This window comes from Haloarcula rubripromontorii (genome assembly GCF_001280425.1).
In the GTDB taxonomy this organism is placed as follows: Archaea; Halobacteriota; Halobacteria; order Halobacteriales; family Haloarculaceae; genus Haloarcula; species Haloarcula rubripromontorii.
In genome coordinates this window covers 16,038-28,028 of record NZ_LIUF01000003.1, presented here as the reverse complement: position 1 = coordinate 28,028, position 11,991 = coordinate 16,038, and the positions used below count along the sequence as shown (strand labels likewise).

The 11,991-nt window shown below is 61.7% G+C and carries 11 protein-coding genes; 7 read left to right on the top strand and 4 right to left on the bottom strand.

What is annotated here, in order from left to right:
- Position 1: 1 nt before the first annotated feature.
- The 3 genes from AMS69_RS09775 to AMS69_RS09765 form a co-directional block, all read right to left on the bottom strand.
- Positions 2-898: a hypothetical protein gene (locus AMS69_RS09775; protein WP_053967904.1), complete on the bottom strand. Its 897-nt coding sequence runs from the start codon at positions 896-898 to the stop codon at positions 2-4.
- A 39-nt stretch (positions 899-937) separates the two neighbouring features.
- Positions 938-2,041: a hypothetical protein gene (locus AMS69_RS09770; RefSeq protein ID WP_053967903.1), complete on the bottom strand. Its 1,104-nt coding sequence runs from the start codon at positions 2,039-2,041 to the stop codon at positions 938-940.
- A gap of 171 nt (positions 2,042-2,212) precedes the next feature.
- Positions 2,213-3,046, bottom strand: a complete 834-nt coding sequence (locus AMS69_RS09765; RefSeq protein WP_053967902.1) for an MBL fold metallo-hydrolase — start codon at positions 3,044-3,046, stop codon at positions 2,213-2,215.
- A 181-nt stretch (positions 3,047-3,227) separates the two neighbouring features.
- On the opposite strand from AMS69_RS09765, the gene AMS69_RS09760 reads away from it, so the two are divergent.
- On the top strand, positions 3,228-3,677 hold the full coding sequence (locus tag AMS69_RS09760) for a universal stress protein (RefSeq protein ID WP_053967901.1): 450 nt from the start codon (positions 3,228-3,230) through the stop codon (positions 3,675-3,677).
- A 107-nt stretch (positions 3,678-3,784) separates the two neighbouring features.
- Here AMS69_RS09760 and AMS69_RS09755 read toward each other — a convergent pair whose 3' ends face one another.
- On the bottom strand, positions 3,785-4,183 hold the full coding sequence (locus AMS69_RS09755) for a YlbF family regulator (protein ID WP_008309674.1): 399 nt from the start codon (positions 4,181-4,183) through the stop codon (positions 3,785-3,787).
- 218 nt (positions 4,184-4,401) lie between these two features.
- Between AMS69_RS09755 and AMS69_RS09750 the strand changes: the two genes are divergently transcribed.
- The 6 genes from AMS69_RS09750 to AMS69_RS09725 all read left to right on the top strand — a co-directional run bounded on the left by AMS69_RS09750 (position 4,402) and on the right by AMS69_RS09725 (position 11,941).
- Positions 4,402-5,676, top strand: a complete 1,275-nt coding sequence (locus AMS69_RS09750) for a methyl-accepting chemotaxis protein (RefSeq protein WP_053967900.1) — start codon at positions 4,402-4,404, stop codon at positions 5,674-5,676.
- A gap of 55 nt (positions 5,677-5,731) precedes the next feature.
- Entirely contained in the window at positions 5,732-6,778 is a 1,047-nt protein-coding gene (gene dph2 / locus AMS69_RS09745) for a diphthamide biosynthesis enzyme Dph2 (protein ID WP_053967899.1), read from the top strand.
- Positions 6,779-6,838: 60 nt separating this feature from the next.
- Positions 6,839-8,770, top strand: a complete 1,932-nt coding sequence (locus AMS69_RS09740; protein ID WP_053967898.1) for a PAS domain-containing sensor histidine kinase — start codon at positions 6,839-6,841, stop codon at positions 8,768-8,770.
- Positions 8,763-9,209 (top strand): response regulator, encoded by a 447-nt coding sequence (locus AMS69_RS09735; protein ID WP_053967897.1) that lies wholly within the window; start codon positions 8,763-8,765, stop codon positions 9,207-9,209. The genes AMS69_RS09740 and AMS69_RS09735 overlap by 8 nt, the downstream gene beginning before the upstream one ends.
- A gap of 2 nt (positions 9,210-9,211) precedes the next feature.
- Positions 9,212-10,285, top strand: coding sequence for a hybrid sensor histidine kinase/response regulator (locus AMS69_RS09730; RefSeq protein ID WP_053968342.1), 1,074 nt, complete (start codon positions 9,212-9,214; stop codon positions 10,283-10,285).
- A 96-nt stretch (positions 10,286-10,381) separates the two neighbouring features.
- Entirely contained in the window at positions 10,382-11,941 is a 1,560-nt protein-coding gene (locus AMS69_RS09725) for a sensor histidine kinase (RefSeq protein ID WP_053967896.1), read from the top strand.
- Positions 11,942-11,991: the final 50 nt, after the last annotated feature.

The window sequence follows — 11,991 nt, the reverse complement described above, 5'->3', positions numbered from 1 at the left end:
CCTACATCGACTGCAGTGCTGTTTCTTCCGGCTCCTCGAACAGACTGGCGACCTGTTCCGTCGTCTCGGTACGCTCGTGAGCGTTTTCCAGAAGCACGGTCTCGCTCGGGAACAGCCGCTCGCCGAGTTCGAGGCCGTGATCGCGTGCAGTCGACCCCGTGACGGTAAGATAGACACCGATACCAGTCGCCGCAATATCCTCTTCTTCCTCGCCGCCCTCCGTGGGATAGGTAAAAGAGACACCGTCGAGTGCGCTCGTCCCGAGGACGGCTTCGACGAGCCGTTCGTACCGCGGTGAGATACAGAGGTCGCCCTCGTAGTTGGTGACGAAAGCCCGGTCAAGGGGGCCGTCCTGTGCGTCGACGACCTCCGGCGTCGCCAGCAGCGTGTGGTACACCGTATCGCCCAGCCCGGTCACGACCCGTACGTCCGTATCGAGTGGGTCGATACGGTCGTTGATCTCGTGGATGGCGGTCAGCGGGTCGTCCCGAAGCTGGACGACTTCTTCGAGCACGAGGTCGGCGCTGTCGAACCCGAGCGCGAACTCGTGGGTCCGGAGCGCCCGGAACGGCTCCTCGCGGCCGACCAGTTGGACATCACCGTACGCTGTCGGAATCGTGACGCTGTCGAAGACGATCCGCCGAGGCATCCCGTCGCGGTCGTCACGGAGCAGCGTGTATTCCGGCCTGTATGGCTCATCGAGCGAGGAGTAATCGCTGATGCGATGGTACACGTCGGCGACCGCGTCCTGGTTGCCCTTGGTGACCGCCTTCTCGTAGCGAAGCGTCGAGATGATATCGTCGACCAGGTCGGTCGTCCCTGTGCGCCCGGCGAGTCGCTCCAGCACTGCTTCGAGGGGCCGGCCTTTGCGCGGCACAGCCACTCTCGTCGTCGTCATTATGCAGGCACAGACGGGGGACCGGTAAAACGAGTTCGGTTAATCGCCGCCGCCGATAACCGACGACAGCTGTTCGCGCCACTGTTTGAGTTCCTCGATCTCCGATTCGGTTTCGTCGATCCGGTCAGCGAGGTCACCGTCATCGATTTCCTCGCGGACGGCTTCGATGTCGTCTTCGAGGTCGTCGAGCTGCCCTTCGACACTCTCGACTTCCTCGGAGAGTTCGTCGACCTGATCGGAGGCAGATGTGGCTGTCTCCGTCGCCGACTGGACCTCGTCCTGGAAATCCTCCAGAGCCGTTTCGAAGGAGTCGAGGCGCTCGCCGAACTCCTCAATCATGTCCTCGCCGGTCCCGTTCTCTTCGAGGAACTCTTCGAGCGCGTCGGTGTACGCACGGAGGTCCGCGACATCGCTCTGGATGCGCTGGATCCGGGCGTCGTTGACGCCGCCAGTGTCACTGTCATCTTCAGCTTCGGAGACGGCGTCAAGCGCACGTTTGAGTAGCTTCACGTCTTCCGGGGAGACGTTCTGGTCGCGGATTTCCTGTGCCATTGTCGCGACAACAGCGCCGGATTGGACCTCGGAGTCTGCCGGCGCGGCGTTGCTCTCTTCGGGGGCTTCGACGCCTGAATCCGGGTTGTTCGGGTCCGAAAGGTCGAGGGTCTCGATGTCTTCGTCGTCATCGTCTTCGAGGCCGGGAACGCTGTCGGCGTCACCGGCGATGACGTCCCGAACAGCCTCGTCGCCGCCACCGACGAGGTCTTCCTCGTCCTCGTCTAGAGGCGGGTCCACACGCTCGATGTCGGGTTGTGTCAGGAACTTCTCGACGTCGTCGGTTCCCGTCGCACGAATACCGTAGACGGTCGTGTAGTCGGCTTCCGGTTCGAGTTCCTTTTCGAAGGCGATCCGGTCTTCGTTGATGTCCCAGTACTCACTGCCGTACTCGGGGTGAAAGCCCAGATCCTCGACGGCGACATCCGCCGGAACGGTGTCGACCAGCCGGACTGTTACCGGAACAGACCGTCGCGACGTGAGATTAAATGCTATGGCGGGCACGGGGAACTCGTCCGCCTCGAACCGCTTGGTCACTGTCACGCCATCTGCGGCGACAGTGACTTCATCGTAGGCTTGCGAATTGCTCATGGTCTGTATGGTCTCAGCAATAGTATTAAAGGTACGTACCTGACCAACATTTACGCCTTTTTTCTATACGACATTAGTTAATATAATCTATACACGTATTCTCAGTAACACGAAGAGGGCGTGATTCCGGAACTCCAGGCAGGCTGTCCGTGTACTGCTGGCAGGCCGCTTTCAGTCGAGATTGTACCGGTCGCCGATTTCAACGATTGAAAGCGTCGACGGATAGTCGAAACTGCTGGCGTGGTTGTGCAAGACGGTCGGCTCCGTGGTCATCCCCTTCCACATATCCCAGTGGGTCGGGACAAGGGTGTCAAGCTGGAGTTCGTTCGCGGCTTCGATAATCATGTTCTCGTCGTTGTACCACTGTGTTCGGGTGGGTTCGCCGGTCTCCTTGTCGTCGATCATCCCGACCGTTCCGAACGCGAGGACGCCGACATCGATATCGTAGCGCTCGCCGACGGCTTCGAACTCGCCGGGACGGGCGTCGCCGCCGTGGAAGAAGGTCCCGGCGTCATGTTCGAACACGTACGAAACCGGATGCTCGGCGTCGGGATCGTTGGCCGGTTCGACGTGGACGCTCACGTCACCGATATCGAGCGTGTCGCCCTCCGTGACCTCGTGGAGTTGGTCGTCGGTAACACTGTAGTTCTCCAGCCATGCCTCCTCCCGGATGACATCGTGACCGCTGTCAGTCGTATAGTAGTCCGCGCCCGTCCCGGCGAGAATCGGGGCCTGGGACGGCCCGTGAACGTGGTCGGTGTGTTCGTGGGTGCCCAAAATCGCGTCACACTCGGTGATGTCCGCAGGGTTGAACGGCACTGGAACCATCCGGACGGTTCGCGGCGGGTCGCCCGTACCGAGGTACGGGTCGATGAAGATGGTCGTCCCCCCGCTGGATTTCACGATGAAGCCGTTACAGCCAAGATACCAGATTGCCAGCCCGTCAGGCGTCGCCGACTCCACCGCACGCGGGAGCCAGTCGTCCCAATCAGATTCGACTGTCATGCCGGGAGATGCCACGCCCGGTCGCTAAGGTGTTTCGAAGACGCCGTGCCGTGGGTCGCTGGGTGCTGTACGGATGCTTCGGCCGGCTATCCGGACCCAGTTCTACGGTGGTCGTGGTGTCTCCCGCTGTCTGAGAACGGAGCCCTCAGTTTATTTCCCGCCTGAGAGAAATATGACCTGTATGTACGATCACATCCTCCTCGCATCGGATGGGACAGCAGCGTCGACCAATGCCGAATCCCACGCGATTGCCCTCGCAGCGGAACACGATGCGGACCTCCACGTGCTGTATGTCGTCGACGAAGACGTGTACACGGCCTACAGTGGCGACGAATACGTCGACGAGTCGGAGGGGCCGGAACACGGACTCGAGGAAACGGGGCAGGAGACGCTGGCCCGAATACAGGCCGATGCGGAGTCGGCCGGCGTCGACGCAACGACGGCCCTGAAACACGGACGGCCGGCCGAGACCATCATCGAAACTGCCGACGAGGCGGACGTCGATCTGCTCGTACTCGGGACGAAGCGGCGGCCGGCGGAGTACCGGAGCCTTCTCGGCAGCATCACGGACAAAGTGCTCAGGCTGAGCGAACGGCCGGCGGTCGTAGTGAAAACTGAAGTCGAGGAGTAACCGTTCAGTCAGGTGGACCGCTGACCGGCACAGTTTTCGGCGGTCTCACCGCTCCTGACCGCCCGCCTCAGGGTCAACGAAAACGGGACCGCGAAAAATACCGGTGTTCAGTCCTCGCAGCAACCGCCAGCTTTCTGCCCGAAGTCCACAGCCAGTTCCTCGGAGACGATTTCGTTGAGCTCCTGCAGGCGCAGTTCGAGTTCGTTCTGGGCCTCCAGATAGTCGCTCATCACCGGGATGTCGTGGAGTTCCTCCTGCTTTTGCTGGACCTTCCGGAGGTCTTCCTGCGAAGCGTTCCCGGTCTGACGGGCGAGCATGAACTCCTCGCGGATCTGCTCGAATTCCTTGATAGCCGCCTGTGCCTCGTCGTGGTTCTCGACGGCGTCTTTCGTCTCCTTGAATCGCTGGTACACCGGTAGCTCGGCGATTGCTTCGCCGAACTCTGTAGCGAGCGCCTCGACGTGGTCACCGTCGATATCAGCGGCGGTATCGGTCTCGATGCTCATCGCCATACTGTATGGGCTCGGACGGTATAGGCCTGCCGAAACCGGGTTGTTCAAGTCCGGACCATCGCTCTACTGGTCGGGCTGTAGCTTCACTCGCGGGAAAGCCGGCTCAACCCAGTTATCAACTCGCATAATCGGTCGAAAACGGTATATCAGTTTCTGAGATAGGTCTTACAATGGCAGAAACTGCACCTGGAAACGGTCTAGTACCAGAGTCTATGGACAACAGCGGGGAGTTCTGGCTCCAGGCGTTCGAGTCGCTTATCGAGGATTTACCGGAGGCAGCGTTCGTGGTCGACGCCGACGGCGACATTACGCACTGGAACGAGACGGTCGCAGGCATGCTCGGGCTTCCGGCGAGCGAGGCGGTCGGGATGAACGCCTACGATGTGTTTGGCACAGAAGGTCAAGACGAGACACTCGCTCAGGAGGTCATCAGGACAGGGGAGCCGGTCCGCGAGGACGAGTTCCGCTCAGCCGAGCGACCTGACGGGACGATGGCCCACGCGCGGGCGGTGGCTGTCCCGCTCATGGGTCCCGGCGGGGAAGCTATCGGAGCGCTGGAGCTACTGATCGATTTCAGTGACATCGTCGAACAGCGCGAGGCGCTCCAGAACCTCCAGTCACAGATGGCGACAGACGTCGAGACGGCGGTCGGCGAAATCAGCGATTCTGCCGCGGCCGTTACCGAGCAGTCCGACGAGATCAAAGAGATGGCCGGAGAGCAGTCTTACAACCTCGACGAGGTCCAGTCCGAGGTCTCCGGGTTCAGCGCCACCGTCGAGGAAATCGCCTCCAGCGCCGAGGAAGTGAGCAGCCAGAGCGGTGAGGCCAGGGAACTCGCCGAAGAATCCGTCGAAACAGCCGAGGAAACCATCGAACGCGTCGAGGATGCGACCGAGTCCGCCGAACAGGTCGCGTCGGACTCGGCGGAGCTTCGGGGCCACATCGAGGAGATCGACGAGTTCGTCGAGGTCATCAACGACATCGCGGACCAGACGAACATGCTGGCACTAAACGCCAACATCGAAGCCGCGCGGAGCAACAGCGACAGCGACGGGTTCGCGGTCGTCGCCGACGAAATCAAGGAACTGGCCGACGAGTCCAAACAGCACGCCGACGAGGTCGAGCGTATCGTGGGGGAGGTCCGTGAAATGGCCGACGACACCGCGGAAAACGTCGAGAAAACGACAGACGCGATCCAGCAGGCGCTCACTGACCTTGAGACGGTGCTGGACAATCAGGAGGCCATTCTCGACGCCGCGTCGGAGACCGAACAGGGCATCGGCGAGGTTGCGGCGGCGACGGACGACCAGGCCGCGAGCGCGGAGGAAATCGCCAGCATGATAGACGAAATCGCACAGCGTGCCGCCGAAGTGTCTGAGTCCATCGACGAGCTGGCTGACGAAAACGAAACCCAACACCAGATGGCCCGAGACTTAGAGGAGAACGTCGAGCGCGTCGAGCGCCGACTCGCCGAGATTATGAAGTAACTGCCCGCTCATCGAAACACGGGGGTTATCACGCTCGAACGGGTACAGGGTTTCAATGAGTCAAGAGCGGACTGACGGCGACCTCCGGAACACCGGACTGTCGCTCAAACACGACCGCGAGTGGGATTACGAGCTCGACCGAATCATCGAAGCTGTCGAGGAGCGCGACGCAGAGAAGGTTGGCCTGCAGTTCCCTGAGGGACTGAAGCGCCGCGGTCCGGCCGTGGCCGACGACCTCCGCGAGAATCTCCCCGACGATGTGACGGTACTGCTCTCGGGCCAGCCCTGCTACGGGGCCTGTGACCTGGACACCTACATGATGCGCCGGACTGACGTGTTCGTCCACTTCGGTCACTCGCCGATGAAGGAGTCTGACAAGATTATCTACGTGCCGCTGTTCTCCAACGTCGACGTCTTCCCCATCATGAAGCAGGCCCGCGAGGAACAGCTCGCGGACCCCGAAGAAGACCCCGACGTGGGGCTTGTGACGACGGCCCAGCACATGAACAAGTTCGACGAGATGCGCGAGTGGCTCGAAGACCGGGGTTACACCGTCCACACGCGCCGCGGCGACGAGCGGCTGACCCACGAGGGGCAGGTGCTGGGCTGTAACTACGCCAGCGCCGACGTGGACGCCGACCAGATGCTGTACGTCGGTGGCGGGAAGTTCCACCCGCTCGGGCTGGCGATGGAACACCCCGAGAAACACGTCGTCATCGCGGACCCGGTCAACAACGTCGTTACCGTCGCGGACACGGAGAAGTTCATGAAGCAGCGATACGGCGCGGTCCACCGCGCGATGGACGCCGAGTCCTGGGGCGTCATCTTCTGTACGAAGATCGGACAGGGCCGCTGGGACAAGGCCCAGGAGATCGTCGAGAACAACGAGAACGCCTACCTCATCACCATGGATGAGGTGACACCGGACCGGCTGACGAACTTCGGGATGGACGCCTACGTCAACACCGGCTGTCCGCGTATCACGACCGACGACGGCCCGCAGTTCAAGAAGCCGATGCTCACCCCCGGCGAATACGAAATCGCTATCGGCGAGAAGCCGCTCGACTCGCTGGAGTTCGACACCTTCCACGGCACCTGGTAGCGTTCTCACACCTGAGAACGGCGGGAATACAGTCTTGTATTCCGCCAGCCGAATCTGTGTATGGCTTCCACGGAGGACACTGCTCTTTTCCGCGATGTTTTCGAGGCGAATCCGGACCCGATTATGATCCACGACGCCGACACTGGGACTGTTGTCAGGGCTAACGAGGCAGCGGGCGCGTTGCTCGGGTGTCCCCCGGCGGATGTCGTCGGGATGCACGTCGGCGAGTTCAGCCCGTCGGGGTTCTCGACGGCGGACGCAAACGCCCTGATTGCAGAGGCAGCCACATCGGGGTCGGCACAGGTCGAATGGACGACAGAGGGTCCGGATGGGAAGAGCCGGCGAGTCGAAGTGTCGCTCGAGCGCGCCGTCATCGACGACGTAACCCGCGTTGTGGCGTTCATTCACGACGTGACCGAAATCCGGCGACAGGAACGCAAACACACTGAGCGGAGCAAGCAACTCCAGACGTTGGTCGAGAACCTCCCGGTTGTCGTGTTCACGCTCGACCCTGACGGCGTCTTTACCTACTCGGCCGGGAGAGGGTTAGACGAACTCGGGTTAGAACCCGGGGAACTCGAAGGCGTCTCCGTGTTCGAGGCGTATGGCCAGTATCCGGACATCGTCGCCGCCGTCGAGCAAGCGCTGGACGGCGACGAGGTCCGCGTGACACAGAAAGTGGATGACCTCGTCTTCGAGACGTGGTATCGGCCGGTGTTCGACGACGACGGAGAACTAACGCAGGTGGTCAGCGTCGCCCGCGACATCACCGCGCTCAAGCGCCACGAGGAACGCGTCGAGGCGCTCAGCGAGGCGACCAACGAGCTACTGTACAGCCGTACGGAGACCGCGGCCGCGGACACGGTCGTCCACATCGCACAGCGCATCGTCGACCAGCCACTCGCCGCGATGTGGTCCTACGACGACGGCGACGACACGCTCTCCCCCATCGGCGCGACGGGGGCCGCGACCGACTTCGCCGGGGTGGAAAGGCCCGCCGACCTCCCGGAGATGGGGCCCGAGAGCGACGAGAACGACATCTTCCACGCGGGCGAGCCGACCGTCATCGAGGACTACCAGGCGCTGTCGAACCCCTCGGCACCGGACATGCCGATGCGGACGCTCCTGTGTCTCCCGCTCGACGACCAGGGGCTACTGTGTATCGGGTCCGACACAGTGTCGTCGTTCGACACCGACGAGCGGTTCCTGCTGGAAATTCTCGCGGGCACGGCGGCCGCAGCGCTTGACCGGGTCGAGCGGGAGACGCGACTCAAATCGAAGCAGACGGAACTCGAACGGTCGAACGAGGCGCTCCAGCAGTTCGCCTACATCGCCTCACACGACCTGCAAGAGCCGCTCCGGATGGTATCGAGCTACGTCGACCTGCTGGACAGTGAATACGGCGACGACCTTGATGACGAGGCCGCCGAGTACATGGCCTTTGCCATCGACGGGGCTCGCCGAATGCAGGAGATGGTCAATGCCCTGCTCCGGTACTCGCGGGTCGAGACGACCTCAAGCGAGTTCGAGGAGACGGACCCGGAGGCGGTGATCGACCGGACGCTGGACGCCTTACAGATGCGAATAGAAGAGGTAGACGCCAGCATCACAGTTGAGTCACTGCCACCCGTCGAAGCCGATCCGAATCAGGTCGGGCAGGTATTTCAGAATCTGCTGGAAAACGCTATCGAATACGCCGTGGAAGCCGGCATCGAGCCGCGTATCGAGGTCAGCGCAGACAGAGAGGACGACGAGGTCGTGTTCACCGTCTCGGACAACGGGCCGGGGATTCCGGACGGGGACCGCGAGGATGTGTTCGACATCTTCCACCGCACTGGAGCCCACGACACGGAAGGAACCGGCATCGGGCTGGCCGTCTGCCAGCGAATCGTCCTGCGCCACGACGGGCGCATCTGGGTCGAACCGTCCGAGGACGGGGCGACCTTCAAGTTCACGTTGCCGGCGGTGACGGAGGTGCGCGGCGATGACTGAGTCCAGCGAGGGACGGCCGGTCGAGATTCTGCTGGCCGAGGACAACCCCGGGGACGTCAAACTGACCGAGAAGGCCCTGGAGAAGGGGAAGGTGCTGAACAACCTCCACGTGGTCAACGACGGCGTCGAGGCGCTGCAGTTCCTTCGGCAGGAGGGCGAGTACGCGGACGCACGCCGCCCGGACCTGCTGTTGCTCGACCTCAATATGCCCCGCAAGGGCGGACAGGAAGTCCTTAAAGAGATGAAAGACGACGAGTCGCTTCGGCGGATTCCGGTCGTCGTGTTGACCAGTTCCGAGGCAGAGGAAGACATCATCGAATCGTACGACCTCCACGCAAACGCCTATCTGACGAAGCCAGTCGACTTCGACGGCTTCGTCGACATCGTGAGCAGTGTCGAGGAGTTCTTCCTCACGGTCGTCAAGCGGCCACCGAAATGACGATGACTGAGCCGATACACCTCAATGTACTCCTCGTCGAAGACAATCCGGGGGACGCCCGCCTCGTCGAGCACCACCTGAACTCGCCGGCCGTGGGGCACTTCGTCGACGACGTGACCATCTCCCACGTCGAGTCGCTGGCCCCGGTCGCCGACCGCCCCGGGGCGACCTACGACGTGGTGTTGCTCGACCTCGGCCTGCCGGAGTCGACGGGGCTTTCGACGCTCGACCGGGCGACCGAGATGGTCGATGCCGCGCCGATTATCGTGCTCACGGGGATGCAAGACCAGGAGATGGCCATCGAGGCTATCAACCGCGGCGCACAGGACTACCTGCCGAAAGCGGATCTGGACGGTGACCGACTCGTGAGGGCACTCCGGTACGCAGTCGTCAGGAGTCGCCAGCAGCGTGCAATTCAGCGCCAGACCGACCAGATGGACTTCTTCAACAGTATCCTGCAACACGACATTCTCAACGGGATGAACGTGATTCGGGCACGGGGCGAACTCCTCGAGGACACGCTCGACAGCCAGGAACGCGAGTACGCGTCGACCATCGTCCGGTGGAGCGACGACCTGATCGACCTCACGGAGAAGGTCCGGTCAGTGCTGGAGACGGTCACCGACGAGGACGGGCGAGGCCACGAACACCGGGAGCTACAGGCCGTCCTCACGGCCGCAGCGGAGCGCGCCCGGTCGGTCGGTGACGCCTGTACTGTCACCGTCGAATCGGAGGCCGTCACCGTCGTCGCCGACGAACTGCTCGACGACGTGTTCGCGAACCTCTTTCTCAACGCAGTCGAACACAGTGGTGCGGATGTGACCATCGATGTGACGACGACGGTCGAGGATGGGGTTGTCACAGTCTGTCTCGCCGACGACGGGGACGGCATTCCGAGCAGCGAGGCCCGGCGTATCTTCGAGCGCGGCGAAAAGGGCTCCGAGTCCGGCGGCACCGGCTTCGGGCTCTACTTCGTGGACACGATGGTCCGGAGCTACGGTGGCGATGTCTGGGTCGAGGACAGCGACCTCGGCGGCGCAGCGTTTTATATTGAACTCCCACACGCGACTCCGTAACGGTAATCGATTGCCACACTGTTACCGGTCAGCCGCATTTCAGCTTCTGAGAAACGGGTCCGAATCTTCAATTCCGGGGCGGTCGAGTCACCGATTATGAATGATCCGCTGGACGGTGCCGAGGGTAGCGACCCGGAAGAACAGGATCGCTATCTTGCGGCTATGCAAGACCTCACTGCGGCGATGGCGGCCAGCGGAACCACGTTTCGGGAGCGCGTCGAGCCAGTCTTGGAGGTCGGTCGAGAACATCTGGGGTTTCCCAACGGCCACGTTACAGTCGTCTCCGGCGATGAACACAAAATAGTCGCCAGTAGCGGGCTGCAATCGACGATTACGGCGGGAGACGAGACGCCACTTTCCGAGACGTACTGTAGACACGCCCTCAACGAATCCGGGATTTACGTCGTCACCAACGCGAGTGAGGCAATGGCGACTGACCCTGCCTACGAGCGGTTCGGACTAGAGGCCTACGTCGGCGCGACGCTTCGAGCAGACGGAGCGGAGTACGGAACGCTGTGTTTCGTCAACGACACCGAGTCGATTTCGGAGTTCTCGGACTGGCAGCAGACGCTGTTCGAACATCTCACACAGTGGGTCGAAGCGGAGATCGAGCGTGAACTCGCTGTCGATACACGCGAGCAGAGCCAGCGGTTGTTGGAAGCGACGTTCAATTCACCGGAGACGTTCATCGGAATTCTCAACGCTGACGGAAATCTTATCAGGGCGAACGAAACGGCGCTCGGATTCATCGATGTCGATGACGACGCCGTCTTCGGGGAGCCGTTCTGGGAAACGCCCTGGTGGAACCACAGTGAAGGAGTCGCGTGCCGTTGTCAGAACGCTGTCGAGCGGGCGAGTGAGGGTGAGATGGTCAGGTTCGAGGCCGAGCATGTCGGCACAGACGGCCAGCGTATCTCGACTGCCGTCGTGGCCCGGCCGGTGATGGTCGACGGCACCGTGCAGAAAATAATCGTCGAGGGGACGGATATCACGGATCTCAAGCGCCGCGAAGAGCAAATGGAGTTTTTTAACAGTATTCTCAGGCATGACATCCTCAACGGGATGACGGTCATCGAGGCGCGTGCAGAAACGCTGGCAGACGCACTTACCGGGACACAGGCGGCCTACGCCGAAACGATTCTGGACTGGAGTCAGGACATCGTCGACCTCACACAGAAGGTCCGAAGCGTCCTGAGTACGATGTCAGATGAGGGGCTAACCGAGGCAGAGCCGATGGAACTAGGTTCGGTTGTCGAAGGGGCGACAAAAAAAGCGGTTTCGATGGACGAGGACTGCACGCTCAGAACAGACATCCACGACGAGACTGTGGTCGTGGCTGACGACCTCCTTGACGATGTCGTCGGGAACATTTTGACGAACGCTGTCGAGCACGGCGGTCCGGGCACCACAATCGAGGTGACGACGGAACGCGTCGGCTCGATGGTCCATCTTCGCATCGCTGACGACGGCCCCGGAATACCCCCCGCAGAGCGTGAGGCAATCTTCGAGCGAGGAGAGCATGGAACCGAGTCCACGGGGACCGGGTTCGGCCTCTATTTCGTATCAGTGATGGTCGACAGCTACGGCGGCGACATCTGGGTCGAAGAGAGCGACCTCGGCGGCAGCGAATTCGTCGTCTCACTGCCAGTAGAATAACTACTGGGCATTTCAAAACGTTTTTGAATGAACTGCGTGTATCTCAGATA

Coding starts and splice junctions, on each gene's coding strand:
- AMS69_RS09760 (WP_053967901.1), top strand. CDS start 3,228: ATGTACGATCACATCCTCCTCGCATCGGATGGGACAGCAGCGTCGACC.
- AMS69_RS09730 (WP_053968342.1), top strand. CDS start 9,212: ATGACTGAGCCGATACACCTCAATGTACTCCTCGTCGAAGACAATCCG.
- AMS69_RS09770 (WP_053967903.1), bottom strand. CDS start 2,041: ATGAGCAATTCGCAAGCCTACGATGAAGTCACTGTCGCCGCAGATGGC.
- AMS69_RS09735 (WP_053967897.1), top strand. CDS start 8,763: ATGACTGAGTCCAGCGAGGGACGGCCGGTCGAGATTCTGCTGGCCGAG.
- AMS69_RS09775 (WP_053967904.1), bottom strand. CDS start 898: ATGACGACGACGAGAGTGGCTGTGCCGCGCAAAGGCCGGCCCCTCGAA.
- AMS69_RS09750 (WP_053967900.1), top strand. CDS start 4,402: ATGGACAACAGCGGGGAGTTCTGGCTCCAGGCGTTCGAGTCGCTTATC.
- AMS69_RS09765 (WP_053967902.1), bottom strand. CDS start 3,046: ATGACAGTCGAATCTGATTGGGACGACTGGCTCCCGCGTGCGGTGGAG.
- AMS69_RS09725 (WP_053967896.1), top strand. CDS start 10,382: ATGAATGATCCGCTGGACGGTGCCGAGGGTAGCGACCCGGAAGAACAG.
- dph2 (WP_053967899.1), top strand. CDS start 5,732: ATGAGTCAAGAGCGGACTGACGGCGACCTCCGGAACACCGGACTGTCG.
- AMS69_RS09740 (WP_053967898.1), top strand. CDS start 6,839: ATGGCTTCCACGGAGGACACTGCTCTTTTCCGCGATGTTTTCGAGGCG.
- AMS69_RS09755 (WP_008309674.1), bottom strand. CDS start 4,183: ATGAGCATCGAGACCGATACCGCCGCTGATATCGACGGTGACCACGTC.